The organism is Sphingomonas sp. BK481 (assembly GCF_014194875.1).
Taxonomy (GTDB): domain Bacteria; phylum Pseudomonadota; class Alphaproteobacteria; order Sphingomonadales; family Sphingomonadaceae; genus Sphingomonas; species Sphingomonas aerolata.
The window spans coordinates 25,204-50,532 of sequence record NZ_JACIAP010000018.1 but is presented as its reverse complement, the minus strand read 5'-3'; the positions used below and the strand labels follow the sequence as shown (position 1 = coordinate 50,532).

Genomic DNA, 25,329 nt, shown 5'->3' with positions numbered 1-25,329 from the left:
CACTTGCCGACCCATCATGTCCATACTCCCGCCGCCTGGCAGGAGTGAATCACGCCTTCCTCGTCGTCGCAAGCACGCGTTTTTCAACAGTCTCGTCCGTTTTTGACACCTGTTCTCAGAGGTGACTTAGGACGGAGACAGCGCTTCAAGAATACCGCACTCGGCAACCGTCCCGTGCCCGCATTTCTCAATGATTTGGGCCAACTCGTGATCAAGCGCTGATAGGTCGGCGATCTTGCGCTCAATTGCCTTACGGTGCTCACGGGCGATCGTCTCGACTGCGGTACATGACCAATCGCGATGGTCGGCTAACCCAAGTAGCTCCCGGACCCGATCAAGGCTGAACCCAAGGCCGCGCGAGCGGCGAATGAATGACAACCGGCGAAGGGTCCCCTTGTCATAGGTTCGGAAGTTGCCTTCGGTTCGCGCGGGCGGAGGCAGCAATCCGATCTCTTCGTAATAGCGAATCGTCTGCACCTTCGTGCCGGTCGCGTTCGCGAGGTCACCGATTTTTAGAGCCATGGCCCTTGACCCTACAGTTACTGGAGGGTGCATATGCGACGAGGACGAGGATCTTGTCGAGAAGCTAGACGACGTGCGTGTCGCTTCGGCGGAGCGGGAAAAAGGAAACGATGTGCCTACTGAAGACGCTCTGACGCGGACAGCCGACAAGACGGGCGTGATCGGTGCGATCATCGCCTCTTTCGGTTGTGCAGCGTGCTTTCCGGCTCTTGGCAGCCTCGGTGCCGGGATCGGCTTAAGCTTTCTAAGTCAGTATGAAGGCCCCTTCATCCGGTACATATTGCCGCTCTCCGCTCTCGTCGTTTTGGCGGCAAACCTTAGCAGCGGATTTCGACACAAAACTTGGCTCCGCCTAGCCCTTGGGGTTATTGGCCCTGTGCTCGTCCTGATCGCCGCCCTGCTAATGTCGCTTCGTGGCATCCGGGCGGAATGGGTGCTTTATGCGGGGCTGGTGTTGATGATCGGGGTCTCGATTGTCGATCTGGTTTCCCCTCCGGGGCGGCGATTCAGCAATCCGGTCCCGTCGAGGAACAGATAATGACGGATACCGCCGCAAGGCGACCCTCGGCACCGGATGCGCCGCCCGTTTGGGGTGTCGCATCAATCGCGGGTGCGTTGGGCTTGAGCGCGGTTACGGCTGCCGCTGCCTGCTGCGTCCTGCCGCTTGCGCTCGCCTCGATCGGCGTGGGTGCCGGGCTCGCCGGTAGCCTCGCCGAGCTGGCGAGCATCCGGACGCCGCTTCTTGTACTGAGCGGGGTCGCACTCGTGGTCGCCTGGATCATGTGGTGGCGCAAACGCGAAACGGCTTGCACGGCGGGAGACGCTTGCGCGGCCGATGCCGCGCCGCGCCGCGCCATCGGCCTTCTGATCGCTGCGACGGCGCTGGTCGGGTTGGCTGCTATTTGGGATTCGATTGAGCCTTTGCTGATGAAGTGGATATTGTAGTGCTGCTTACCTCCACGTTGACCTGTCCGAAGTGCGGCCACCAATCGACAGACACCATGCCGACCGATGCCTGTCAGTTCTTCTACGACTGCAAGGGTTGCGCTGCGGTGCTCCGCCCCAATGCCGGGGACTGCTGCGTCTATTGCTCGTTCGGGGACGTGCCATGCCCCCCGATTCAGGAGGCGCGCGCGTCCGGATCAACGGCGAGCTGTTGCACCTGATCGCGTCTGGCGATCAACACCTGAGCGCCATTTACACCCGCAGCAGGGAAGAAGCTCATGCCCGAAACCTATGATCTGGTCGTTATCGGCGCGGGAACCGCGGCGCGGGTCGCGGCCATGCGCGTCCGCAAGGCAGGCAAGAGCGTCGCCGTGATCGACTGCCGACCTTATGGCGGCACCTGCGCGCTGCGCGGATGCGACCCCAAGAAGATGCTGCGCCACGGTGCGGCCGTCATCGACAACGCGCGCCGGATGCGCCGCAACGGGGTGGTGGGCGAGGACCGCATCGACTGGCGCGAGCTGATGGCGTTCAAGCGCACCTTCACCGATCCGGTGCCGGGCAAGCAGGAACAGAGCTACCATGACGCGGGGGTGGAAACCTTTTATGGCTCGGTCCGCTTCACCGGCGCGAACACCCTTGTCGTGGAGGGAAAGACCCTCACCGGGCGACACGTCCTCATCGCCAGCGGTGCCGAGCCGGTCCCGCTCGGATTGTCCGGCGAAGAGCATGTCATCGACAATGAGGCATTCCTGGCAATGGAGCGCCTGCCCCGGCGCATCGTGGTCGTCGGGGGGGGCTACATCGCGGCCGAGTTTTCGACGATTGCGGCGAACGCCGGGGCGGAGGTGACGATCCTCCAGCGCGGGCCGCGCATGTTGACCGGCTTCGACCCCGATCTGGTTGGCTGGCTGACGCCGCGCCTGCGCGACGCAGGGATCGACGTGCAGCTCGATACGGTGGTCGAGGCGATCGACAAGACAGGCGACGGCTTCTTAGTCCGCGCCTCCACGGGCGGGGAAAGCAAGAGCTTCGCGGCCGACCTGGTCGTTCATGCCGCCGGGCGCAGGCCGGCGCTCGAAGCACTCGACCTGGATGCGGCGGGGATCGCGCACGAGCACGGCCGCCTCACGCTTAACGAGCATCTGCAAAGCGTGTCCAACCCGGCAGTGTATGCAGCCGGCGACGCGGCCCAGATGGGGCCGCCACTGACGCCGGTGTCGAGCCACGATGGCAAGGTGGTCGCCGGCAACATACTGGAGGGAAATCACCTCCAGCCAGACTATCGGGGCGTCCCAAGCGTCGCCTTCACACTTCCTCCCATTGCGTCGGTTGGCCTCGGCGAAGCCGAAGCGCGCAAGCGAGGAATACGCTTTCGCGTGAACAGCAGTTTCGTGCCTGGCTGGTATACCGCGAAGCAAGCGGCCGAACCGGTCTATGGGTTCAAGGTGCTGGTCGATGAAGGCGACGACAGCATAGTCGGCGCTCACCTGGTCGGACCCCACGCAGAAGAGGTCATCAACCTGTTTGCGCTCGCAATCCGGCACCATCTCACGGCAGGCGACTTGCGATCAACCATGTTCGCCTATCCAACTGGGGCGTCGGATATCGGCTCGATGCTTGGATGAAGGTGGCCTCGAAGAACAACATGACGCGGTAACGGTCCACCAATAAGGCGTGGCCCGACACTTAATATCCATTATGCTGGATATATGGAAAGTGATTCGGCTATCGCTGCATTGGGTGCCTTGGCTCAAGGTACACGCCTGGACGTGTTCCGTCTGCTGGTGCGGCACGAACCCGATGGCTTGGCCGCGGGTGAGATTGCTCGTCAGCTCAACGTGCCACAGAACACCATGTCGGCGCATCTCGGTATTCTCGCACGTGCCGGTCTGGTCCGGTCCGACCGGCACAGCCGCTCGATCGTCTACCGCGCCGACCTGGACGGCTTGCGCGCGCTGATGCTGTTCCTCGTCAAGGATTGCTGCGCCGGATCGCCCGAGCTGTGTGCGCCGCTCCTCGCGGAACTCGATCCTTGCTGCTGAAAGGACACCCTGTGGCTACCGATATCGTCATCTACCACAACCCCGCGTGCGGCACGTCGCGCAATGTCCTTGGCCTGATTCGCAATGCGGGGATTGAGCCGCACGTGGTCGAATATCTAAAGACCCCGCCCTCGCGCGCGCTGCTAGTCGAGTTGATAGACCGTGCGGGCATCACCCCGCGCGATCTGCTGCGCGAGAAGGGAACGCCTTATGCGGAGCTGGGGCTGGGTGACACGTCGCTCTCCGACGACGCGCTGATCGACGCCATGATGGCGCACCCGATCCTCATCAACCGTCCGCTCGTCGTCTCACCGCTGGGCGTGAAACTATGCCGCCCGTCGGAAGCGGTCCTCGATCTGCTGCAGACAGGCCAGCAAGGCGCGTTCGTCAAGGAGGATGGCGAGCAAGTCGTGAACGCTTCGGGTCAGCGCGTCGCCTGATGCTTCTTGCCGTCCTGATCTTTGTCGCCACGATCGCGCTCGTCATCTGGCAACCGAAAGGGCTGGGCATTGGATGGAGCGCGATGGGCGGTGCCGTCGTCGCCTTGCTCGCTGGCGTCGTCACTCTCTCGGACGTGCCGGTGGTGTGGGGCATCGTCTGGAACGCGACCGCTGCTTTCGTCGCGATCATCGTCATCAGTCTGCTGCTCGACGAGGCCGGGTTCTTTGAATGGGCAGCACTCCATGTCGCACGCTGGGGCAGAGGGCATGGCCTGAGGCTGTTCGTTCTCATCGTGCTGCTGGGCGCGGCAGTATCCGCGTTGTTCGCCAATGACGGCGCGGCGCTGATCCTGACGCCGATTGTCATCGCCATGCTGCGCGCGCTGGGCTTCAAGGACAAGGCGACGCTGGCGTTCGTCATGGCGGCCGGCTTTATCGCCGACACGGCAAGTTTGCCGCTGGTCGTCTCCAACCTCGTCAACATCGTGTCGGCCGACTTCTTCAAAGTCGGCTTCGGTGAATATGCCTCCGTGATGGTGCCGGTCGATCTCGTGTCGATCGCCGTCACGTTGGGCGCACTGATGCTGTTCTTCCGCCGTGACATTCCACAAGCCTATGATGTCGGAGCGCTGCGCGCGCCCCATGAGGCTATTCGTGATGCCGCGACCTTCCGCGCCGGTTGGGTTGTCCTGGCGCTTCTGCTCGCCGGCTTCTTCCTACTCGAGCCCCTCGGCGTACCGGTAAGCGCAGTTGCCGCTGCCGGCGCGATCCTGCTCCTGGTGATCGCCGGGCGCGGCCATGTAATCGAGACACGGAAGGTACTGCGAGGCGCGCCGTGGCAGGTCGTGATCTTCTCGCTCGGCATGTACCTGGTCGTCTACGGCCTGCGGAACGCCGGCCTGACCGATCACCTCGCCGCGCTGCTCGATCGCACGGCACAAGGCGGTGTGTGGGGTGCGGCCTTCGGAACGGGCATCATCGCGGCCATTCTCTCGTCGGTGATGAACAACATGCCGACCGTGCTGGTCGGGGCGCTGTCGATCGACGCGGCGCACGCGACCGGCGCGGTCAAGGAAGCAATGATCTACGCAAACGTAATCGGTTGCGACCTCGGCCCGAAGCTGACGCCGATCGGGTCTCTCGCGACGTTGCTGTGGCTTCACGTTCTCGGTCAGAAGGGCGTGCGGATCGGATGGGGCTATTATTTCCGCGTCGGCGTCACGCTGACCGTGCCGGTACTGCTCATCACGCTCGGCGCCTTGGCATTGAGGATCACTCTTGGATGACAGCCCTGATCTACATCGCAGCGGCGCTTGCTGAAATTGGGGGATGCTTTGCCTTCTGGGCTTGGCTGCGCATGGGAAAGTCACCCCTGTGGCTCGCGCCAGGCATAGCGTCCCTCGTCGTCTTTGCCTGGCTGCTGACCCGCGTGGACAGCGATGCGGCAGGGCGCGCCTACGCCGCTTATGGCGGCATCTACATCTGCGCCTCACTGCTTTGGTTGTGGAGCGTCGAGGGCGTTCGGCCCGACCGCTGGGACGTGGGTGGCGCGGCCCTATGTCTCATCGGAACTTGCGTGATCCTGCTCGCGCCGCGTGGTGCGTAACGCCGGCCCTATCTGACTTTGGAATGTTCAATGCCTCTTCGCGACCTGTCCGAACCCGACCATCTACCCGCACTCGATCCGGCCTATGCCCACCAGCGGCCTGCGCTCGGTCTCGGTCCGGCTGATCCCGCACCGCGCATCCTGCTGCTCTACGGAAGTTTGCGCGAGCGCTCCTTCTCGCGGCTATGCATCGAGGAAGCTGCGCGCCTTCTTCACTTTTTCGGGTGCGAGACGAGGATTTTCGATCCGTCGACGCTACCGTTGCCCGATCAAGTGGCGGGCGACGACCACCCGGCCGTTCATGAGTTGCGGCAGCTCTCTCTATGGTCGGAAGGACAGGTCTGGTGCAGCCCCGAGCGACACGGTCAAATCACGGGCATCATGAAAACGCAGATCGACCATCTGCCGCTGAACATGGGCGGCATGCGCCCTACGCAGGGGCGCACGCTGGCGGTGATGCAGGTGTCAGCGGGATCGCAGTCGTTCAACAGCGTCAACACACTGCGCGTGCTCGGCCGCTGGATGCGGATGTTCACCATCCCCAATCAATCATCGGTCGCCAAGGCGTTCAACGAGTTTGACGACGCCGGGCGGATGAAGGCCTCGAGTTACTATGATCGCATCGTTGACGTGATGGAGGAGTTGGTCCGCTTCACCGTCTTGCTCCGTCCACATGCTGACCAGCTTATCGATCGCTATTCCGAGCGCAAGGAAGCCGGGGTGCCGATGGATCCGACAACCGATCTATCAAGCATCGCGACGGCCCGCGTCTGAAGCTAAGCCCGTCCGCCGGGGAAGACTGCCGCCCACGCCCGCAATAGCGTAGCGAGTGCAACATTACCGCACGATAGGCTTGGCTTCAGCCGGTACAATAATCGCTGTTTGCGTCGAGGGATCGGCCATAACGTCAAGGCCTTCGGGCACGTTGCGACGCAGCTCGTCGATCCAGACCTGTCCATGCGCGTCCGAAGGCATGCGCCAGTCGCCGCGTGGGGATAGCGATCCGCCGGTCGTGACCTTGGGTCCATTCGGCAGAGCAGAGCGCTTGAACTGGTTAGCGAAGAAGCGGTGTAAGAACACCTCAAGCCAGGCGCGGATGACGCCCACCTCGTAGGCGCGCTTTTGCTCCTCGGGAAACCCCGGCGGCCAGCTTCCCGCACTAACGTCCTGCCAAGCGTGGAATGCCAAAAAAGCGATCTTCGAGGGCCGCAGCCCGAACCGGGTGAAATAGTAGATCCAGAAATCGTGGAGCTCATACGGTCCGATCTTGCCTTCGGTGCTCTGCGATTCTCCTTCGCTCGCCTGCGGGATGAGCTCGGGCGATATCGTAGTCCCGAGAACGTCCAGAAGGACGTCTGTGACATTGGTATCGAACAGCCGGTTCGAAGCCGTCCACCGGATCAGGTGCTGAATGAGAGTCTTCGGAAGCGAGCCATTCACGTTGTAGTGGCTCATGTGGTCGCCGACACCGTAGGTACACCAGCCAAGTGCAAGCTCCGACATGTTGCCGGTGCCGAGCACCAAGGCGTTACGCTGGTTGGCAGCTCTGAACAGAAGATCCGTCCTGAGTCCCGCCTGCACGTTTTCGAAAGTCGTGTCGTAGACCGGTTCGCCGGTTGCGAACGGGTGCTGCAAATCCGCTAGCATCTGGTTGGCAAGCGGCTTGATGTCGATCTCCTCGGCGGTCACACCGAGCCCACTCATCAAGGCGTGGGCATTGGACTTCGTCCTGGCGCTGGTGGCGAAGCCAGGCATTGTAAATCCGAGAATGTCGGTACGTGGACGCCCAAGCAAATCGAACGCCTTTGCCGCGACGATCAAGGCATGGGTCGAATCCAACCCTCCGGACACGCCGATGCAGATCTTGGCTAAACCGGTTGCTTCCAGCCTCCTCGCAAGCCCGCTGACCTGGATGTTGAACGCCTCGTAGCAGTCCTGGTCGAGACGGGCCGGATCATCAGGTACGAAGGGGAAACGATCGATGTTCCGTCTCAGCCCGAGATCGCCCATCGGGGGATCGAGATGGAAGGACACACGTCGGAATCGCCGGTCCGGCATCCCGTTTGCGATAGCGGCCTCGTTGAAGGTGCCGGTCCGCATGCGCTCTAGTTGCAACCGCTCCACGTCGATGTCCGCAATGACCATCTGGGACGCGACGCTGAACCGCTCCGTTTCCGCGAGCTGAGCTCCCAGCTCGTATATGCAGGCCTGGCCATCCCAAGCGAGATCAGTGGTCGACTCTCCGTATCCGGCCGCGGAGTAGATGTAAGCTGCCCAGCAGCGGCCGGACTGCAGCTCGCAGAGGCGCCGTCGTGTGTCCGCCTTGCCCACCACGATGTTGCTTGCCGAAAGGTTCGTCAGGATCAGCGCGCCGGCGAGCGCGGCAAAGTCGCTTGGGGGTGCAGGAGCCCAAACGTCCTCGCAAATTTCAGTGTGGAAGATCAGGCCGTCGACGTCGTCAGCCTGGAACAGCAAATCCATTCCGAAAGGAACTGGCTCGCCTCCAACATAGATCTCGCCACGCACGTCACGGCCGGAGGCGAACCACCGCTTCTCATAAAACTCACGGTAATTGGGAAGGTGGCCTTTTGGTACCACACCAAGAATCCGACCCCGGTGGATGGCGACAGCACAATTGTAGAGCCGACCTTCGCGCCGTAACGGCGCTCCCACGAGGAGAACCGGCCTCAACGTCCGGCTTGCCTCGACCAGATCTATAATCCTCGCTTCAACTTCGTCGAGCAACGCGCGCTGAAGCAGGAGATCGTCAATTGAGTAGCCCGAAAGTCCCAGTTCCGGGAAAACCATCAGCGCTACTGCCTGAGCGTCGCCCTCGCGGGCTAGTTCCATGGTTTGTGCGAGGTTGAACGTGGGATCGGCGGCCCGGCAGCGCGGCCGGCAGGCAGCGACTCGCACAAAGCCTTGGCGGTAGATGGAAAGAAAGGCCTCGGCGCCCTTGCTCTGGATCATATGTGCATGCCTTGGCCGAGCAGGACGAGAGCGGCCTCCTTCAGCGACTCCGGCAAGGTGGGATGGGCGTGCGTCGTCAGCGCGATGTCCTCAGTCGTCCCACCATATTCCATGGCCAGTACGGCCTCGTGGATCATCGTTCCGGCGTCCGGCCCGATAATGTGAGCGCCGAGCAGGCGATCGGTCTTCGCGTCTGCCAGCAGCTTCGTGAGCCCGCGGGTGTCGCCGTTGCATCGCGCGCGGCTGTTCGCCAGGAACGGGAATGTGCCGGACTTGTAGTCGACGCCGGCTGCCTTCAGTTCCTCTTCCGTTTTGCCAACGCTCGCGACCTCGGGAGAGGTGTAGATGACGGCGGGTACGGTGTTGTAGTCGACCCCTGGATAGCGGCCGGCGATCCCCTCCACGCAGCGCACCCCATCCAGCGTCGTTTTGTGCGCAAGCATCGGTCCCGCGATAACGTCGCCGATAGCGTAAATTCCGGGGACAACAGTCTTGAAACCAAGCTCCACAGGTATGCGGCCCTTGGGGTCGAGCAAGACACCGACTTGGTCCAGCCCTAGGCCGTCTGTGTAGGGTCTACGGCCCACTGCGACCAGCACGACGTCGGCCGCGAGGGTCTCGGTTGCACCGCCGTTTGACGGCTCGATGGCGATAAGCAGGTCGTCGGGGCGCTTCTCGACGCTCGTCACTTTGGTCTGGAACCGGAAGTCTAGCCCTTGCTGCTTCAGCGTTTTAAGCAGGTGTCGCGAGATCTCGCGATCCATGCTGGGCACGATGCTCTCGAGGAACTCAATCACAGTCACCCTGGCGCCCAACCGACGCCAGACGCAGCCCAGTTCAAGGCCGATATAGCCGCCGCCGATGACGACCAGATGATCCGGCACCTTCTTCAACGAGAGCGCGCCCGTATTCGAGACGACGCGCTCCTCATCAATGTCGATACCTGGCAGCCGCGCGACATCCGAGCCGGTTGCTACGATGATCCCCTTGGTTGCCGTCAGAGATCGAGCGCCACCCTCGGCCAGATCGACGGCGAGGCGATCGTGTGCCGTGAAACGGGCGCTTCCCTTCACCCATTCCACCTTGTTCTTTTTCAAGAGGTGTTCGACGCCCTTGGTAAGCCCAGCGACGACCTCATTTTTGCGGCTGATCATTTGCGCCAAGTCGAGGGCAACGCCGCTGACGCCGATACCATGCTTCTCAAGCCCCTCGCTGAGGTCGGCAAACAGCTCCGTCGAATGGAGAAGAGCCTTGGAGGGAATGCAGCCGACATTGAGACAGGTGCCGCCAAGCGTGGCGCCACGTTCGACACACGCGACGCTCATCCCGAGCTGTGAAGCGCGGATGGCGGCGGGATAGCCTGCCGTGCCCCCGCCGATTACGATGATGTCGAAGCTGTCGTTCATTCGTTCGTCCTCGATAAACCGGTCACCTGAGCTGAACGCCGCTGGCAAGGAACCGCTTCGCCAGCAGCGCGAACATCCGAGTTCAGCCCATCTCTAGATATCCACGTGAAGTCCGCTGAACCCGCACCATCAAGGCGGGGAGAAAGGGATAGAAGGGTCTCACCTCTTGGACGAAGCGCTCTCCGTCTCCAGTATCGCCGGCCGGTGTGCGCTGGGCGCTGATCAGATCACTTGGCACGGGCACCTCTCGTCAGAATTTGCAGCCGCAGGCAATCGCCTGTGCCGCATCATCAATCTTCCCTACATTCTACAGTAGCTGTAGAATCAAGCTCATTGTAATTCCGGCAGCAGAAAGCGGGCATTCGAATGCAAATCGGCGAACTGGCGAAAGCCACCGCGACCAAGGTCACGACGATCCGCTTCTATGAGGGCATCGGCTTACTCGGCCGCCCCGCTCGCACGACCTCAGGCCGGCGCACTTACGGGGCGTCGGACACCGATCGTCTCAACTTCATACGAAACGGTAGGCGTCTCGGCTTTTCCATCGACGAGATCCGCTCCTTGCTCGCACTCGCCGATCAGCCGGACCGCGACTGCGGGGAAGCCACTGAGATCGCATCACGTCATCTCGCCGATGTTGAGGAGCGCCTTCGCCAGCTAGGCGCGCTGCGCGATGAACTGGCTGCAATGAGCGCTGCCGGCTGTTCGGCCAAAACGATGGCCGAGTGTCGCGTTATCCAAGCTATCGCTGGACCAACCGCATAACCCTGAACCGAGAACGGAAAATTACGTGATGCCACTACGGAGCCTCTGCGCCTCAACAGCTCTCCTGATGGTGGCTACGATCGCGATGGCAACGCCCGCCATCGCAGACCCGTCCGATGATTACATCAACGCCGATCGGCCTGGCATTGCGGACGGCAGCACAACCGTGGGAAAGGGTCGCTTCCAATTGGAGACCGCGATCCAGGCCGAGTTTCGTCACGACGGCGATGAACACGAGCGGACAATCTTCTTTCCGACCCTGCTCCGCTACGGCGTTGTCGACAAGGTCGAGTTACGGGTCGAGGGAAACACCTATTCATGGATGAGGCAGAAGGACGCTACCAATACATCATACTCAAATGGCTTCTCCCCCACATCGATCGGACTAAAATACAACTTCATTGATGTTCCGGAAGGTTCAAAGCAGGTCTCACTCGGCGCAATTGCTCGTATTTTCCCACCGTCTGGCTCTGGAGATTTCCGAAACAGCAAGACGACGGGAGATTTAAGGATGGCAGCCGACTGGGCGTTTGCCGACAACTGGTCGCTGAACCCCAACATCGGCGTTGGTGTTTTCCAGGACGACTCCAACCGCACCTATACGGCAGGGCTTGCGGCTGCCACGTTGAACTTCAATCCCAGCAAGACGCTGAACTTCTTCGTGGATACCGGCATCCAGGCTCCGGAGGAGAAGGGTGGCAGAGCGTCGGTCATAATCGATGCAGGCGTGGCTTACATCATCGGCCACGACATCCAGCTCGATCTCAGCGTCGGAACCGGCGTTGCCGGTTCAACAACGCCACATCCATTCCTCGCCGCTGGCTTCTCGAAGCGATTCTAGACGACCTCGCACCTCTCTCACATTGAGGCTTGCTCCTCCAGTGACTGTAGCATGTAAGTGAGACTGAACGCGCTACGAGAAGTAGGAATCGATTGAATTGTGGTGAAACGCAGCGTCGAAACGGCACCAACCGGGGGGGTCGGTCGGCGAACTGCTCTGGCTCGTCTGGGTAGCGGAGTGATCGCGACGATAATTCCGGTACGATCATGGGGAGCGGCAACCAAGCCGGCGCGACCTTGGCAGGGCTTCGCTTCCCCGCCAGTCTGGCGCCGCTTGGAGATCGGAACAGGCGATACGCTGATTACGTCGGCAACCGTGGCCGGTGCCGTTATCGAGGCGGTCCTGGACAGCGGCAGCGGCGCGACGATGATCAGCAAATCGCTGGCCGCGAAGCTCGGCATGACCAACCTGGAACCACGAAGGATCAACGGTCTGGGTGGCAAGGCAGAAGTTGGCTTGGTTCGCAACGTCGAGGTGGTGCTCGCCGGCCAGACGCATGTCCTGCCGTTCGCGATTGTGGCCGATCTCGGAGCGATCTCGGCTGCTTTCGGTCGGCCGATCGACATGATGCTCGGAGCCGACGTCCTTGCCGGCGGCTGCGTTGCCCTGGACTTCGCGACCAGACGTTTCGCTTTTGAAAAAGCGGGCAGCTTCGCCCCCGGCCCCGATTGGACGTCTTTGGTGCTCGGTCATGGCACCAAAAAAGAGCTGTTCGTGCTCGCCTCGATCGCGGGCCTGGATCCGGTCGCGCTGATGCTCGACTTCGGCAGCTCGTCGGCCTTGATGCTGTCCGCAGCTTATACTGATGCCCACTCCCTTTTAGCCGGCAAGATCACGTCGACAGCGGCCCTCGGAGGAATCGAGGGAGTGCACATCGTCAAAACATTCACTGCCGATAAGGTGGGCCTGGGCGCGCTCCAAGTAGCCTCGGTTCCGGCGCTCGCTCATGATCGCTGGACATCCGAAAGCACCGTGGGAAATATCGGCATGCCGCTGTTGGGGCAGTTCGATATCGTGCTCGACATTTCTCAGGGGCGATTGTGGTTGCGGCCCATCCCCGTGAAAGCCCGTTTGCCGATGCTGAAGGATAGAAGCGGCCTTGGACTTGCCGCGTCATCAACGGAACTGACTGTCGTTCATGTGGCCGCTGGGGGTCCCGCGGCGCGATCGGGGTGGGCGGCCGGCGATCGGATCGCGGCAGTGAAGGGCCTTGCGATCGACACGTCTTACACACGTGGCACGCTGTGGCAGTGGCGCTATGGGCCTGCCGGAGAGAAGGTCGCGCTGACACTCACCGATGGTACGACACGAACGCTCAAACTTGGCGACTACTACTGACGCTTGCGCGTTGAGCATGTTATTGCGAGCGGGTCTCAAATCGCTTGCTCCTACAGCGGCTAGAGGTTGTAAGGGGTCGGCATGTCGCCGCTCAACCTTCCTTTGAATATCGATGCCGCACCTCCAGGTCGCATGATCCAAGCCGCCTCCATGCGGCTCATTGCCGTCGCGCTCGCGATCTTAATGGGTTTGCTCATCCCGCTGACGGCACTGCATGCCGCGCCCAACGCAGATCCGAACGACGTCCAAACCGCGTGGCGCCTGCTCGACTATGTAGCGGTCGATTACAACGGCGCGGTCGAGGGCGGCCGGATAAAGAGCGCAGCCGAATATGCCGAGATGACGGAGTTTGCCGGCTCCGTATCACAGCGGCTTGCGGCGCTGCCGCCAAAGCCCGAGCGGGCGGCGCTGATCGCGGGTGTGGCGCGCCTCCAGAGCGTGATCGGGCGCAAGGGAACGCCGCAGGAAGTCGGGACGCTCGCACACGGGCTCGCAGCCGATCTACTGAAAGCCTACCCGGTGCCGCTCGCCCCGGCAGCACCACCGAGCTTTGCTCGCGGGGTGACGCTGTTTGGCTCCACCTGCGCAGCCTGTCACGGCATGACCGGCAACGGACATGGCCCCGACGCGGCCAAGCTCACGACGCCGCCGATCGCGTTCACGGATGTCGAACGCGCCCGCCAGCGCAGCGTATTTGCACTCTATCAGGCGATAACCCAAGGCATCGACGGAACGGCGATGCAGAGCTTTGCGGAGCTCTCAAACGGGGATCGCTGGGCCTTGGCTTTTCGCGCCGGCAGCTTCGCACTGACCGACGAACAGGCGCGGGAAGGGGAGCGATTGTGGAAGGCCGATCCGTCGCTCCGCCAGCAGGTGCCGGACCTCCAGACACTCGTGGCGCTCACCCCTTCCGCGCTCGCCGACAGTATCGGCGAGAAGCGGGCACTGGCGGTCATGGCTTATCTACGCCGTCATCCCGACGCTGTGATCGAACAGGCCCCTGCGTCGCTCTCGATTGTCCGGCAGAAGCTGGCAGCGAGCCTTGATGCCGCCCGCAAGGGCAATCGTCGCGCAGCGAAGGAAGCAGCGCTGTCCGCCTATTTGGATGGTTTTGAGCCCATCGAACCCACGCTGGGCGCACGCGATGCAACGCTGCTCGCCCGGATCGAGGGTGCGATGGGCGAATACCGCGCTGCCGTCGATCAGGGTGCGGAGCCCGACGATCTGGCGAACCGGGTGCTCGTCCTGAATAATCTGTTCGACGATGCCGAAGCGGCGCTGGCCCCTGGCGCCTCCAGCGATGCATCGACCTTCCTGGGCGCGTTTACGATCCTGTTGCGCGAGGGCTTGGAAGCCCTGCTCATCGTTGTTGCCATGATCGCCTTCCTCCGCAAAGCGGAGCGCTCGGAAGTCTTGCCCTATGTCCATGGTGGCTGGGTCGGAGCGCTTGTCGCTGGCCTGTTAACCTGGGTGGTCGCCACCTATGCGATCGGGATCAGCGGTGCGAGCCGAGAGCTGACCGAAGGGTTCGGTTCCCTGTTCGCTGCCGTGGTCCTGCTATCGGTCGGAATATGGATGCACGGCAAGGCGCAAGCTGATCAGTGGCAGCGCTATATTCGAGAGAAGATGACGCGCGCGTTGTCGGGTCGCTCGGCCTGGTTCCTGTTCGGACTGGCCTTCGTGGTGGTGTATCGCGAGGTGTTCGAAACGATCCTGTTCTACGCCGCACTATGGACGCAGGGGAATGGCGGTGCGCTTCTCGCCGGCGCGGGATCAGCAGTCGCGTTGCTCGCCGTGATCGCATGGGCCATGCTCCGCTACAGCCGCCAGCTTCCGATTGCCAAGGTCTTCTCCTACAGTTCGTGGCTGATGGCGGGGCTTACGGTGGTGCTCGCTGGAAAAGGCGTTGCGGCGCTACAGGAGGCAGGGATCATCGACATCGCTCCGCTTGCGGATGCGCCTCGGGTATCCATCCTTGGGATCTTCCCTACTTGGCAATCCATCTTGGCCCAGCTTCTCATGGTGCTGGCAATCCTGGCCGGATTTTCCCTTAACCGCCGTAAAGCCGCGCCGAATTTGAGCGTTGCAACGGCGGAATGAGAATGATCTGCCTTGTCGTTCCGTTGCCGGTAAAAGCCACGTCGGATCTCCGGAATAGAGGTGATTTCCGTCCACAAACGCGCGTTTAAGTGCGCCTGCACGGGCGGGGATAGCTATGTACCCCCGGGCTTCGTCTTGTTGACCGAAAACGTGATGATGGTCGTCCCGGTGCTCGCAAAGCAGCACTAGTTTCGACGGTCGCCGGCAGCGACCGTCGAAAACCAGCTATCATCCTACCTCATTGCGGTCTGATCGCCGTGACTTGAGCGTTCATGCCTTGTGCCTTTGCCGTGAAGGCGACCCGCTGCCCCGCCCGAAGGTTCTTGAGCAAAGCCGGAGGCGAGGCGCGGAAGGCCATGGTCATCGCCGGCCAACCGATCGCCGGTATGGGACCGTGCTTGATCGTGACGGTTCCTGCCCGCGGGTCGAGAGCCGTGATCGTACCCGTACCTTTGCCGACCTTTGCGGCCGACGCGGCCGGCGATGCTGGGGCGGCCACAGCGTTGGCGGTGAGGGGGGTGAGAAGCAGGACAAGACCTGCCCGAAGTATAGACGAGACTTTCATGATGCACTCCTTTTGGAACTGGTGAGACCTCGCTGCCGCAACAGCATGTAGGCGGCGGGCAAGAGGAACAGGGATAGGAGGGGAGCCGTCAGCATTCCGCCGATCATCGGTGCCGCGATGCGGCTCATGACCTCTGAACCGGCACCGTGTCCGACAAGGACGGGGAGCAGGCCGGCGATGATGACGGCAACGGTCATCGCCTTGGGCCGAACCCGCAGCAGAGCGCCTTCGCGGATTGCTTCGACGACTTCCTCTTTCGTAGGCGAAGGACCGCGAGCGGCGAGGGCGTGTTTCAGATAGATCAGCATCACGACGCCGAACTCTGCAGAGACACCCGCCAGGGCGATGAACCCCACCCCCGTCGCGACCGACTGCGCATAGCCGAGCAGCCAGAGGATCCAGATGCCTCCGACCAGAGCGAAGGGCAGGGTCCCCATGACCAACGCCGCCTCGTCGAGCCGGCCGAACGTCAGGTAGAGCAGCAGGAAGATGATCGCGAGCGTCGCTGGAATGACGAGCATCAGCCGGCTTTCGGCACGCTGCAGATACTCGAACTGCCCCGAATAGGCGATCGATACGCCGGGGCTGAGTCGCACCCCCTTCGCAACAGCGCGCTGCAGGTCGGCAACGGTCGAAGCCAGGTCACGGTCGCGGACGTCGACATAGACCCATGTCGATGGTCGCCCGTTCTCGGTCTTGAGCATTGGCGGCCCCTCGGCGACCGACACCGCCGCGACCGTGCCGAGCGTGATCTGCTGACCCGTGGCAGTCACTATGGGAAGCGTCCGCAGCCCTTCCAGGCTGTCTCGCAACTCGCGCGGATAGCGAACGCTGATGGGATAGCGCGCCAGGCCCTCGACCGTTTCCCCGATCGTCTCGCCCCCAATTGCGCCCGCGACGATCTCCTGAACGTCGGCAATGTTGAGGCCGTACCGGGCAGCGCTCGCCCGATCGATGTCCACGTCGACGTAGCGCCCGCCGGTTAACCGCTCCGCCAGGGCGGAACTGACGCCCGGCACGGTCTTTGCAATGCGCTCGACGCTAGCCCCTATCCGGTCCAGCTCGGCCAGATCGGCGCCCGACACCTTGACGCCGATCGGACTTTTGATGCCCGTCGCCAGCATGTCGATCCGATTTCGGATGGGCGGCACCCAGACATTGGTGAGCCCGGGAACGCGAACCGTTCGGTCCAGCTCCTCCACCAGCTTCGCTGGCGTCATCCCCGCGCGCCACTGGTCGCGTGGCTTGAACTGGATCGTCGTCTCGAACATCTCCAGCGGGGCGGGGTCGGTCGCCGTTTCGGCCCGGCCGGCCTTCCCGAACACGGTTGCGACTTCAGGCACGGTTTTAATGAGGCGATCGGTTCGTTGCAGCAGATCGGAAGCACTGGCGGCAGAGAGGCCCGGTAACGCCGATGGCATGTAAAGCAGGTCGCCCTCATCCATCGAGGGGATGAACTCGCCTCCGAGCCGCGCGAGCGGCCAGGCTGTCGTTGCCAGTACCACAATGGCGACCGCGATCGTCACCCAGGGGCGCGCCATCACCCGGTCCAGGGCGGGCCGGTAGAGGCGGGTCAGGCCTCGGTTGATGACGTTGTCCTGCTCGGCAGGGATGCGACCCCGGATCAGCCACCCCATCAGCACTGGGACGAGCGTGATGGAGAGAATGGCAGCTGCCGCCATCGCATAGCTCTTGGTGAAGGCGAGCGGTGCAAACAGCCGGCCTTCCTGAGCTTCAAGCGTAAAGACGGGCACGAACGAGAGCGTGATGATGACGAGGCTGAAGAACAGCGCCGGACCGACTTCCGCGGCAGCTTCGGTGATGACCTGCCAGCGCTCCTCGCCTGCGAGCGCTTGGCTAGGGTGGTCATGCTCCCAATGCTCGATCCGCTTATGCGCGTTCTCGATCATGACAATGGCCGCATCCACCATTGCACCGATCGCAATGGCGATCCCGCCCAAGGACATGATGTTGGCGTTAACGCCCTGGACGCGCATGACGAGCAGGGCGGCGAGTACGCCGAGCGGCAGGGTGACGATCGCGACCAAGGCCGATCGAACGTGCCAGAGGAACAGCCCGCACACGATCGCCACAACGACGAACTCCTCGAGGAGCTTGCTCGACAGATTCTCGACCGCGCGATCGATCAGTTGCGACCGGTCGTAGGTGGTGACGACCTGCACGCCGGGGGGAAGGCTTCGCCTCAGCTCGACCAGCTTGGTTTTCACCGCCTCGATCGTCTCCCGGGCGTTCTTGCCTTGGCGCAGGATGACGACACCGCCCGCTACCTCTCCCTCGCCATTGAGATCCGCGATGCCCCGTCGCATCTCAGGGCCGATCTGGATGGTGGCGACGTCGCCCAACGTCACCGGGACACCGGCCCCGGCGACCCTCAGCGGAATTGCGCGAAAATCATCGACGGTACGAAGATAGCCCGACGCGCGAACCATATACTCCGCCCCACCCATCTCCAGCACCGAACCGCCCGCCTCCTGATTGGCGCGGCGGATGGCTTCCACCGTCTGGGCGTGGGTGACGCCTAGCGAAGCAAGCCGGGTCGGGTCGAGCAGCACCTGGTACTGCTTCACCATGCCCCCGATGCTGGCCACTTCAGCGACACCGGGGAGGGTTTTCAACTCGTAGCGCAGGAACCAGTCCTGCAGCGATCGAAGCTGAGACAAGTCGTGGCGGCCGCTGCGGTCCACCAACGCATATTCGTAGATCCAGCCCACACCGGTGGCGTCCGGGCCGAGGGCGGCCTGTGCCCCTTGTGGCAGCCGACCTTGAACCTGGCTCAGATATTCGAGCACGCGGGAGCGTGCCCAATACAGGTCCGTGCCCTCGTCGAAGATCACATAGACGTAGCTGTCGCCGAAGAAGGAATAGCCGCGCACGGTCTTGGCGCCGGGCACGGACAGCATGGTAGTGGTCAGCGGATAGGTAACCTGGTTCTCCACGATCTGCGGCGCCTGGCCCGGCCAGCTTGTCCGGATGATGACCTGGGTATCCGATAGATCGGGCAAGGCATCGACGGGCGTGGCCCGCAGCGCGAACACGCCGGCGATGGCAAGTGCGAGCGCTGCCAGCACAACAAGGAACCGGTTGGCGACGGACCAGCGGATAATCTTGGCGATCACCGGCTGCGCTCCTGCATGATGCGGCGCAGGGTCGGGCCTTCCGATGGCTGGTCGAAACCGAACCGAACACGATCTCCCTTCTTGTAGCCGCGCAGCAGGGCGGGATTGGCAACGCGGAAGCTCATCGTCATCGCCGGCCACCCGATCGCCGGCACTGGCTCATGAGACAGCGTTATCGAACTCGCGTCCAACGTCTCCACACGCCCGACTGTCTCATAGACTTGACCAGTCGCAGCCGACGGCTGTTTTGGTTGCGGCTTCGCTTCACCGCCGATCGGCCGCGCATCGAGGCCTGCAAGGCTGGCCTCGGAATCGATCAGGAACTGGCCGGATGCCACGACCTTCTCGCCCTCGGCGAGCCCCGCAAGAATTTCTGTTTTCCCGCCACCTTCGGTGCCGGTTCGCACTTCAGCGGGTCGGAACCGCCCGCCGGGGCCAGCGAGCATGACGAGCGTGCGGCGACCGGTGCGGATCACGGCCTCGCTGGGCACGAGCAGCCTATCGCGTGAATCCTGCCCGAGTGCGACGCTGGCGAACATGCCCGGCCGAAGCCTGCCGCCTCTGTTGGCCAGTTCGATCCGCACGGTGAGCGTGCGGGTTTCGGCCTGCGCCTGAGGCAGAATGGCAGTAATCCGGCCTGCGAAGGTCTCCCCCGGGAAAGCCGCAAGCGTGGCGGTTACGGGAGTGCCGACGCGCAGCGTGCCGGCGCCCGCCTCGGGGACGGCCGCGTTCAGCCAGACAGTGCCGAGCCCATTCACCTCAGCGAGGGTCTGGCCCTGCGCCAAGGTCATGCCCTGTCGCACGCTCAGCGTCTTGATGACCCCGCCGATCGGCGTACGGATCGTCGTTCGCCCGCCGGTCGAACCGGTCATACCGAGAAGCGTCATGCGTTGGCGTGCGGCCCGTGTCAGGGAGGCATCCCCGGTACGCCGAACCGCCTCGTACTCGGCTTGCGCACCTGCCCATTCAGGAACCAGGAGGTCGGCCAGTGGCGCTCCAGCGGACACCACGTCACCGGGCGCGCGTGCATAAACACGTTGAACGAAGCCGGCGCTGCGAGCCTGGATGACGGCGAGGGTGCGCTCGTCGAACTCAATGCTGCCCGTCACGGTCACCGCGTTGGCGAGCGTCCCTCGCTCGGCCGACACGATCCGCGCTCCAAGGCGCTGCATGCTGCCAGCATCGATAGTGACCCCCGGCATGGCATTCGCGCCGGTGCCATCATCGGCATATCGGGGGATCGTCTTCATCCCCATGGACGAGAGACCCGGACCGTCATGATGTTCGGCCGGGATCATGGGGTCATACCAGTAGAGGATCTTGCGCTGGTTCGTTTGGGCCTGCTGCGTTGGCGAGCTGGCCGTGTTCCCAAGCCGCGCGATGCCAAAACCGATGCCGCCTGCCACAAGGGCAAGCGCACCAGCAGCAGTTGCAAGGCGGGCGCGGGTCATGTTCGTGCCTCTCATCGGTCGTCGCTCCCGAAGGTGATTGTGAGCCGGACGGCATCGGAAGCGACATCCGCCTCGCGATCGAGCGCCGTCAGCTCCGCGTCGGCCAGGGCCGTCTTGGCATCGATGATGTCCGTAAGATTCGCCCTACCGGCGGCATAGCTCGCCGTTTCCAGGTCGGCGCGCTCCCGAGCGAGCGGGAGAAGTACGCGTAGCGCCCGCTGCCATTGGCTATGGTGCATCTCATGGTCGGCCAGCGCGGCGTCGAGGCCGGCTGCCAGAGTGCGCCGCGTCTCCTCGCGCTGTGCTTCCGCTTGCGCTTGAGCAGATCGGCGTGCCGCGATACGAGGATCCTGGCGCGACCGAGCGAACAGCGGCAGGCTCATCGACACCCCCGCCGATACCATGTCTCCGTAGCGAGGGTCACGACGCTGGTACGCCACTTCGGCACCCCAATCCGGACGCTTTTCTGCACGTGCCGCGTCCACATCAGCCTGGGCACGATGAATGCTCGCGTCGGCGGAAACCATGTCGGGATGCTGCTCAAGCGCCGTCCGCAGCTTCGCCGGCACCAGGTCGATCACCGGCACGTCGCCGGCGATCTCGGGTGCCGGAACGCCCGTCCAGCGAGCCAGCATCGCGCGGGCGCGCGCAACTGCGGCGACCAGCTCGTCGCGCCGATCCTCCAGCCCGGCGATGGCCTGGTTGATACCCAGGCTCTGGGCCGGACGGGCCGTCCCAGACGCCACAGCGGTGCGTGCAGCAGAGGGAAGCGTACGCAACGAACGGATGATCGCGTCGAGTGCTGCCAATCGTCGTTCAGTATAGGCAAGATCCATCCACGCCTGTCCCGCCCCCAACCGGACTTGCCGAAACTTGACCTCCTGAGACGCTTGCGCGGTGACGATCGCCGCCCGAGCCTGCGCCTGAGCGGCATGGCGCTTGGCGAGATTGGGTAGGTCCTGCTGAAACCCGACCCGCCCCATCGTCATGTCGTCGCGGGTCAGCGAGAAGGCCGGGGGTCCCGAGATCGGATAGTTATCGACGCCGATCGACAGCCGTGGATCGGGGAGGCTTCCGGCGGCGCCGGCCTCTGCTTGGGCAGCTGATACCCCTGCACGCGCTGCGGCTGCCCCTGGGGCGTTTGCAACCGCCCCGCGTATCGCTTGGTCGTAAGTCAGAGATTGCGCCTGCGCGGTGCTCGCTGAAAGCACCGCGACGGCCAGCATCATGGATGCGCGCATGGCTAATTCCGTCTGGAAGGGATGATACGATCACACGCTCGCCCCGCGCTCTGGCAAGAAGGCGAGGCACGACCGCGATCGGGTCAGCTCAGACGGTGGGCGGTTGTAGTTCCGGCATTAGGTCGCGGCCGGCCAAGGGTGCATCCACGGCGCGGTAGGCGACGGGAGGCAGGGGAACGCGTGGTGCCGTCAAAGGGAGACGGTCCTGGATGGTCATGGGAATCATGCATCCCATCTGCGCGATGCACGCAAGCGTGAGCCCCTTGCAGGGTTGCTCGTGCGTGGCCTCCGGCATTCCTTCCGTGCCGGCGCAATCCATTCCCGTCGGCATGGCATGGCTCGCCTCCATCGCAGGCGCGAGCGCGGGCCCACCTGCATAGGCAGCCTGTTGACCGAACAGGCCAACCAATGCTCCCAAGAGGAGAAGGAGGGAAAGATGACCTTTCACACCGATACGGTCGGGCGTGGGGGTGCGGGTGTCAACGACTATCCGCCGTGGTGAGCGAATACTCGCCGCCCACCGGGTCCGAACGCAACGACGTTGTAGGGCTGGGCCGTCATGCCCGGCATCTCCATGCCCGGCGAGCCCATCGGCATCCCGGCAACCGCGAGCCCCGTCACACCCTTCGGGTGCGTTGCCAGAGCCCGCTTCATATCGGCGATCGGCACATGACCCTCGAACGTTATGCCGTCGATAATAGCCGTGTGGCACGAGGCCAAGTCCGCAGGTACGCCCCGGGCCTTCATGAACGCGGGCCGGTTCGCGTCGTCGACGACGCGGACCGCGCGACCGAACTGAGCCTTCACCTGCTGCGCCCACTTCTCGCAACATGGGCAGCCCGGATCGCGATGCATCAGCACCGGCCCGGCAGCCAAGGCTGCAACCGGCATGGCGAACGCTGCAACAGCGGCGAGAAGGCAGATGCGGGTCATGTCTATTCCTAGATGGTCGCCCCACCACAGGCAAACCCTGCGGTGGGGCGGGGGCCGATCACTGTGCAGCCTTGCCGTGCGCCCGCAGCCAGGCGTTCAGCTCGCCGACTTCCTTGTTCTGCTCGGCGATCGTCTTGGTCGCCATCTGGCGGACCTTTGCGTCCTTGGTTTCGCGCAACACTATCTGCGACATGGCAATGCCGCCGCGATGATGCTCAACCATTTTGCGGACCCAGGTCTCGGTCGCATCGGCGCCCATGGCCGACATCATCTTCTGATGCATCTGCATTTCAGAGGGCGGATAGGGGTTCGCCGGCGTCGGCTGCATCATCTGACCGTGGTTCATGCCCGAATGATCCATGCCCTGCATCTGGGCGATGGCCGGAGCGGCGCCGAGCGCGGCCGCGAGGGCCAGAACAGTCATCTTCTTCATCGTGTCTCTCCTGGGTAAACGCCCCCGCCCACAGGAGAGATACGGGCGCGCGGACCGTATCCCTCACGCCCGTGATCGAATTCAGCGGATCGGCTGAAGGGTATCAACTCCGACGCTCTCATCAGTTTCAGGCGGGGGAGGGGGAACCTGCTTGTCACGATAGGAGGGCAGGTCGGGCGCATTCGCAGGCGTAGGATTTGCCTCGAGCCTGGCAATGGCCCGCTTCATCTGCGTGATCTCACGAACCTGAGCATCGATGATTCCGTCCGCCAGCTTGCGAACCTCGGGGTCTTTGATGTGAGCGCGCTCGCTCGTCAGGATCGCGATCGAGTGGTGCGGGATCATGGCTTTCATCCAGCTCACGTCGTCCACCGTCTCCTGACTGCGGACGAGCCACAGCGCGAGCGCGAACACCACGATGCTACCCCCGATGATCGCGGCATTCGTCCGTTTGTTCTTGTACATCGACCACATGAAGAGGAGCATGATGATCGCCATCGTGGCGCCCATCACGAACGCCATCCAGAACCGTGTCTGACTGAATTCGATATGCCCGAGGGCATAGACGTTCACGTACATCAGCCCGAACATGACAACGGTCGAGGTCGCCACCATTGCCGCGAAGCGACCATAGCCCATCCCCATGTTCATCTTGCCTTCGTGGTCATCCATCATGCGACTCCCTGTCTGGACATATGCCCCCCGGCTTTGCGGCGCGCCCGTCTCGGCCAGCGCATGAAGAGAAGGATTGCGCCGGATACCGCAAAGACGAGACCGCCTGCGGCGAAAGCGTTGAGCCACGGCGTGTTGAACCGCTCGTGCTCCGTCCAATCCATGATGTGGAGACCCCAGAAGAAATCGTACAGCCGCCACGTTCCTGTCCGGACCGACGTGAGCCGTCCCGTCTCGGCCGCTACGTAGATGCGGGTGGCGTCATTGTCGGCGAACGTCGCACGCCAAGCGGGCAACGCCCCGCGATACTCGGTGCTGGGTCGGTCGACCCGCTCGATGGTGGGCGCGGGCAAACCATTCCCTCGATACGCCTTCTGAGCGATCGTCCCTGCGGCCTTGGCATCCAGTGGCGGGAGCGGCGCAGCCGTGCGCGCGTCCAGCAGACGGATGTGACCATCCGCCAGCTGCGCCTCGACGATCGGCCGCCCGAGCAGCATGCGGTGCTGAAGCTGTCGGACCGGCGCTCCGACCGACGCGAGCAAGGCAGGCAACGGTGCGAAGCCTTGGGTGCTCGACAGCGCCGGCTCGGCGTTCCGTTCGATCCGATGATCGCCGTGCACGGTGTCGATGGGGAGCAGGCTCATCACAAGGCCGCTGGTGAACCAGACGATCGCCTGCGCGCCGATCAGGAGAGCAAGCCAGCGGTGGATCTTGCTCGCTCCAAGGTGGAGGCGGAGCCGCGGGCTCAGAACCAGGTCCTCACGCCGGCGACGAAGCTGAAGCCCCCCGTGTCGTCGCCACGCGCCCGCGAGAAGCGCGCGGTGTCGCCGAACTGCCGTTCCCACGACACGCCGATATAGGGCGCGAACTCACGGCGGCCCTCGTAGCGAAGCCGCAAACCGGCCTCCAGGTCCGTCAGCCCGGAGCCGATCCCGTTATCCCGCACGTCCTGGGCCGCAAAGTTGGCCTCCACCCTAGGCTGGAGAACAAAGTAGTTGGTGATGCGCTGGTCGTAATAGCCCTCGGCGCGGGCGAGCACGTCCCCCTTGTCGGAGAGGAACAGCGCGCCCTCGACCTCGAATTGGTAGGGAGCCAGGCCTTCGATCCCGATCGTCGCATAGGTGCGCGACGGGTTCGGCTTGAAGTCGTAGCGGACGCCGGCCTGGAGGTTCCAGTAGGGATCGAGGGCGTGGCTGTAGAGCGCCTGCACCTCGGCGCTTTCCAGTGATTTGCCGAAGCTGCCTTCACCCTCAGACTTCAGCCACAACCGGTTGATGTCGCCTCCGACCCAAGCTTCGCCATCCCAGCGGTAGCCGTCGCGTCCCTTGCGGGCCTGATACTCCGCGAGATTGAAGAGCACCTGATAGTAGGTCATCCCGCCATGCTCGCGCCGCAGATCGTTTTCTCGCGAGCTGGCCATGGCATCCGCCCCCCAGACACGATCGGCGAGATGATCGCCGGGCGGCGCGGGAGCGGGCTTGTTGCCGGGAGGAAGGTCGGTCCCGACCCTGGCGCCTGCCTGACTACTACCCTCCATCGCCATACCGGGCATCGCGCTCATGTCATGCCCGGCATGCGGGTCCTGCCCCGCTGCTGCCGGAGAGCCCATGCCGGGCATGGCGGACATGTCGTGGCCGGCGTGCGGGTCCTGGGCGGGCGCGGCCTGCTGCCCGCCCATGTTCATTCCCTGCATCCCGCTCATGTCGTGACCGGCGTGCGGATCGGCCGCCCGAGCCGGCGCGGTCGGCGCACGACGGGGGGCCGCACGCCGAACAGGGGCCTTCCGCTTGGCCGCGGGTTTCGCGGCTGCTTTCCGTGTGGGCGTGGGAGTCGCCTTGGCCGCGGGCTTTGCCGGCATGGTCATCCCCGGCATGTTGTGCATGGAATGATCCATGCTCTGCCCGAACACGGGGCTGGCG

The 25,329-nt window shown here is 63.4% G+C and carries 26 protein-coding genes; 13 read left to right on the top strand and 13 right to left on the bottom strand.

What is annotated here, in order from left to right; genetic code table 11:
• Positions 1 to 126 precede the first annotated feature (126 nt).
• Positions 127 to 522: a helix-turn-helix domain-containing protein gene (locus FHY04_RS20530; protein WP_151989816.1), complete on the bottom strand. Its 396-nt coding sequence runs from the start codon at positions 520 to 522 to the stop codon at positions 127 to 129.
• Between the two features lie 130 nt (positions 523 to 652).
• Here FHY04_RS20530 and merC point away from each other — a divergent pair, with 130 nt between their 5' ends.
• The 9 genes from merC (at position 653) to arsH (ending at position 6,332) form a co-directional block, all read left to right on the top strand.
• Positions 653 to 1,060, top strand: a complete 408-nt coding sequence (merC, locus tag FHY04_RS20525) for an organomercurial transporter MerC (protein WP_056638677.1) — start codon at positions 653 to 655, stop codon at positions 1,058 to 1,060.
• Between the two features lie 83 nt (positions 1,061 to 1,143).
• Complete coding sequence (locus tag FHY04_RS20520; protein WP_183937707.1) at positions 1,144 to 1,467, top strand: mercury transporter MerT; 324 nt, start codon at positions 1,144 to 1,146, stop codon at positions 1,465 to 1,467.
• Between the two features lie 56 nt (positions 1,468 to 1,523).
• Positions 1,524 to 1,688, top strand: a complete 165-nt coding sequence (locus FHY04_RS22990; protein WP_302675749.1) for a GDCCVxC domain-containing (seleno)protein — start codon at positions 1,524 to 1,526, stop codon at positions 1,686 to 1,688.
• 57 nt (positions 1,689 to 1,745) lie between these two features.
• Positions 1,746 to 3,095, top strand: coding sequence for an NAD(P)/FAD-dependent oxidoreductase (locus FHY04_RS20515; protein WP_151989812.1), 1,350 nt, complete (start codon positions 1,746 to 1,748; stop codon positions 3,093 to 3,095).
• An 84-nt stretch (positions 3,096 to 3,179) separates the two neighbouring features.
• Positions 3,180 to 3,512, top strand: a complete 333-nt coding sequence (locus FHY04_RS20510; RefSeq protein ID WP_151989811.1) for a helix-turn-helix transcriptional regulator — start codon at positions 3,180 to 3,182, stop codon at positions 3,510 to 3,512.
• 11 nt (positions 3,513 to 3,523) lie between these two features.
• Positions 3,524 to 3,952 (top strand): arsenate reductase (glutaredoxin), encoded by a 429-nt coding sequence (gene arsC, locus FHY04_RS20505; RefSeq protein WP_151989810.1) that lies wholly within the window; start codon positions 3,524 to 3,526, stop codon positions 3,950 to 3,952.
• Positions 3,952 to 5,238 carry an arsenic transporter gene (locus FHY04_RS20500; RefSeq protein ID WP_151989809.1) on the top strand — a complete coding sequence of 429 codons (1,287 nt, stop codon included), beginning with the start codon at positions 3,952 to 3,954 and terminating at the stop codon, positions 5,236 to 5,238. Before arsC ends, FHY04_RS20500 begins: the two co-directional genes overlap by 1 nt.
• Positions 5,235 to 5,558 (top strand): YnfA family protein, encoded by a 324-nt coding sequence (locus FHY04_RS20495; protein WP_151989808.1) that lies wholly within the window; start codon positions 5,235 to 5,237, stop codon positions 5,556 to 5,558. Before FHY04_RS20500 ends, FHY04_RS20495 begins: the two co-directional genes overlap by 4 nt.
• 30 nt (positions 5,559 to 5,588) lie before the next feature.
• Complete coding sequence (gene arsH / locus FHY04_RS20490; protein WP_159513013.1) at positions 5,589 to 6,332, top strand: arsenical resistance protein ArsH; 744 nt, start codon at positions 5,589 to 5,591, stop codon at positions 6,330 to 6,332.
• Positions 6,333 to 6,395: 63 nt separating this feature from the next.
• Here arsH and FHY04_RS20485 read toward each other — a convergent pair whose 3' ends face one another.
• Positions 6,396 to 8,528 carry an NAD(+) synthase gene (locus FHY04_RS20485; RefSeq protein WP_159513014.1) on the bottom strand — a complete coding sequence of 711 codons (2,133 nt, stop codon included), beginning with the start codon at positions 8,526 to 8,528 and terminating at the stop codon, positions 6,396 to 6,398.
• On the bottom strand, positions 8,525 to 9,934 hold the full coding sequence (lpdA, locus tag FHY04_RS20480) for a dihydrolipoyl dehydrogenase (protein WP_159513015.1): 1,410 nt from the start codon (positions 9,932 to 9,934) through the stop codon (positions 8,525 to 8,527). Before lpdA ends, FHY04_RS20485 begins: the two co-directional genes overlap by 4 nt.
• A 366-nt stretch (positions 9,935 to 10,300) precedes the next feature.
• Between lpdA and FHY04_RS20475 the strand changes: the two genes are divergently transcribed.
• From FHY04_RS20475 to FHY04_RS20460, 4 genes are all read left to right on the top strand, one after another.
• Positions 10,301 to 10,699, top strand: coding sequence for a helix-turn-helix domain-containing protein (locus tag FHY04_RS20475; RefSeq protein ID WP_145147252.1), 399 nt, complete (start codon positions 10,301 to 10,303; stop codon positions 10,697 to 10,699).
• A gap of 85 nt (positions 10,700 to 10,784) precedes the next feature.
• The gene (locus FHY04_RS20470; protein WP_221211911.1) at positions 10,785 to 11,540 is read left to right on the top strand and encodes a transporter; all 756 of its coding nucleotides are present in this window, start codon (positions 10,785 to 10,787) and stop codon (positions 11,538 to 11,540) included.
• Between the two features lie 273 nt (positions 11,541 to 11,813).
• The gene (locus FHY04_RS20465; protein ID WP_236559360.1) at positions 11,814 to 12,878 is read left to right on the top strand and encodes a retropepsin-like aspartic protease; all 1,065 of its coding nucleotides are present in this window, start codon (positions 11,814 to 11,816) and stop codon (positions 12,876 to 12,878) included.
• A 150-nt stretch (positions 12,879 to 13,028) separates the two neighbouring features.
• Positions 13,029 to 14,978, top strand: coding sequence for a cytochrome c/FTR1 family iron permease (locus FHY04_RS20460; protein ID WP_159513029.1), 1,950 nt, complete (start codon positions 13,029 to 13,031; stop codon positions 14,976 to 14,978).
• Positions 14,979 to 15,216: 238 nt separating this feature from the next.
• Here the strand turns inward: FHY04_RS20460 and FHY04_RS20455 are convergent, their stop codons facing one another.
• From FHY04_RS20455 to FHY04_RS20415, 10 genes are all read right to left on the bottom strand, one after another.
• Positions 15,217 to 15,543, bottom strand: a complete 327-nt coding sequence (locus tag FHY04_RS20455; protein WP_159513018.1) for a copper-binding protein — start codon at positions 15,541 to 15,543, stop codon at positions 15,217 to 15,219.
• Positions 15,540 to 18,680: an efflux RND transporter permease subunit gene (locus FHY04_RS20450; RefSeq protein ID WP_183937704.1), complete on the bottom strand. Its 3,141-nt coding sequence runs from the start codon at positions 18,678 to 18,680 to the stop codon at positions 15,540 to 15,542. Before FHY04_RS20450 ends, FHY04_RS20455 begins: the two co-directional genes overlap by 4 nt.
• Positions 18,677 to 20,131, bottom strand: coding sequence for an efflux RND transporter periplasmic adaptor subunit (locus tag FHY04_RS20445; RefSeq protein ID WP_234422475.1), 1,455 nt, complete (start codon positions 20,129 to 20,131; stop codon positions 18,677 to 18,679). Before FHY04_RS20445 ends, FHY04_RS20450 begins: the two co-directional genes overlap by 4 nt.
• Positions 20,132 to 20,142: 11 nt before the next feature.
• Positions 20,143 to 21,372, bottom strand: coding sequence for a TolC family protein (locus FHY04_RS20440; RefSeq protein ID WP_151989806.1), 1,230 nt, complete (start codon positions 21,370 to 21,372; stop codon positions 20,143 to 20,145).
• 88 nt (positions 21,373 to 21,460) lie between these two features.
• Positions 21,461 to 21,820, bottom strand: coding sequence for a hypothetical protein (locus FHY04_RS22340; RefSeq protein ID WP_221211910.1), 360 nt, complete (start codon positions 21,818 to 21,820; stop codon positions 21,461 to 21,463).
• 38 nt (positions 21,821 to 21,858) lie between these two features.
• Positions 21,859 to 22,305, bottom strand: a complete 447-nt coding sequence (locus FHY04_RS20435; RefSeq protein WP_151989805.1) for a DUF411 domain-containing protein — start codon at positions 22,303 to 22,305, stop codon at positions 21,859 to 21,861.
• A 58-nt stretch (positions 22,306 to 22,363) separates the two neighbouring features.
• Positions 22,364 to 22,738, bottom strand: coding sequence for a DUF305 domain-containing protein (locus FHY04_RS20430; protein WP_151989804.1), 375 nt, complete (start codon positions 22,736 to 22,738; stop codon positions 22,364 to 22,366).
• A gap of 81 nt (positions 22,739 to 22,819) precedes the next feature.
• Positions 22,820 to 23,413: a DUF305 domain-containing protein gene (locus FHY04_RS20425; protein ID WP_409349185.1), complete on the bottom strand. Its 594-nt coding sequence runs from the start codon at positions 23,411 to 23,413 to the stop codon at positions 22,820 to 22,822.
• The gene (locus tag FHY04_RS20420) at positions 23,410 to 24,120 is read right to left on the bottom strand and encodes a hypothetical protein (RefSeq protein ID WP_407817916.1); all 711 of its coding nucleotides are present in this window, start codon (positions 24,118 to 24,120) and stop codon (positions 23,410 to 23,412) included. The genes FHY04_RS20425 and FHY04_RS20420 overlap by 4 nt, the downstream gene beginning before the upstream one ends.
• A gap of 35 nt (positions 24,121 to 24,155) precedes the next feature.
• Complete coding sequence (locus tag FHY04_RS20415; RefSeq protein WP_151989818.1) at positions 24,156 to 25,304, bottom strand: copper resistance protein B; 1,149 nt, start codon at positions 25,302 to 25,304, stop codon at positions 24,156 to 24,158.
• Positions 25,305 to 25,329: the final 25 nt, after the last annotated feature.

Excerpts from the sequence above, each read along its gene's own strand:
- FHY04_RS20530 (WP_151989816.1), bottom strand. The coding sequence starts at position 522 with ATGGCTCTAAAAATCGGTGACCTCGCGAACGCGACCGGCACGAAGGTG.
- FHY04_RS22990 (WP_302675749.1), top strand. The coding sequence starts at position 1,524 with ATGCCGACCGATGCCTGTCAGTTCTTCTACGACTGCAAGGGTTGCGCT.
- FHY04_RS20515 (WP_151989812.1), top strand. The coding sequence starts at position 1,746 with ATGCCCGAAACCTATGATCTGGTCGTTATCGGCGCGGGAACCGCGGCG.
- FHY04_RS20510 (WP_151989811.1), top strand. The coding sequence starts at position 3,180 with ATGGAAAGTGATTCGGCTATCGCTGCATTGGGTGCCTTGGCTCAAGGT.
- FHY04_RS20500 (WP_151989809.1), top strand. The coding sequence starts at position 3,952 with ATGCTTCTTGCCGTCCTGATCTTTGTCGCCACGATCGCGCTCGTCATC.
- FHY04_RS20495 (WP_151989808.1), top strand. The coding sequence starts at position 5,235 with ATGACAGCCCTGATCTACATCGCAGCGGCGCTTGCTGAAATTGGGGGA.
- arsH (WP_159513013.1), top strand. The coding sequence starts at position 5,589 with ATGCCTCTTCGCGACCTGTCCGAACCCGACCATCTACCCGCACTCGAT.
- FHY04_RS20485 (WP_159513014.1), bottom strand. The coding sequence starts at position 8,528 with ATGATCCAGAGCAAGGGCGCCGAGGCCTTTCTTTCCATCTACCGCCAA.
- lpdA (WP_159513015.1), bottom strand. The coding sequence starts at position 9,934 with ATGAACGACAGCTTCGACATCATCGTAATCGGCGGGGGCACGGCAGGC.
- FHY04_RS20475 (WP_145147252.1), top strand. The coding sequence starts at position 10,301 with ATGCAAATCGGCGAACTGGCGAAAGCCACCGCGACCAAGGTCACGACG.
- FHY04_RS20470 (WP_221211911.1), top strand. The coding sequence starts at position 10,785 with ATGGCAACGCCCGCCATCGCAGACCCGTCCGATGATTACATCAACGCC.
- FHY04_RS20460 (WP_159513029.1), top strand. The coding sequence starts at position 13,029 with ATGCGGCTCATTGCCGTCGCGCTCGCGATCTTAATGGGTTTGCTCATC.
- FHY04_RS20455 (WP_159513018.1), bottom strand. The coding sequence starts at position 15,543 with ATGAAAGTCTCGTCTATACTTCGGGCAGGTCTTGTCCTGCTTCTCACC.
- FHY04_RS20445 (WP_234422475.1), bottom strand. The coding sequence starts at position 20,131 with ATGACCCGCGCCCGCCTTGCAACTGCTGCTGGTGCGCTTGCCCTTGTG.
- FHY04_RS20440 (WP_151989806.1), bottom strand. The coding sequence starts at position 21,372 with ATGCGCGCATCCATGATGCTGGCCGTCGCGGTGCTTTCAGCGAGCACC.
- FHY04_RS20435 (WP_151989805.1), bottom strand. The coding sequence starts at position 22,305 with ATGACCCGCATCTGCCTTCTCGCCGCTGTTGCAGCGTTCGCCATGCCG.
- FHY04_RS20430 (WP_151989804.1), bottom strand. The coding sequence starts at position 22,738 with ATGAAGAAGATGACTGTTCTGGCCCTCGCGGCCGCGCTCGGCGCCGCT.
- FHY04_RS20425 (WP_409349185.1), bottom strand. The coding sequence starts at position 23,413 with ATGATGGATGACCACGAAGGCAAGATGAACATGGGGATGGGCTATGGT.
- FHY04_RS20415 (WP_151989818.1), bottom strand. The coding sequence starts at position 25,304 with ATGGATCATTCCATGCACAACATGCCGGGGATGACCATGCCGGCAAAG.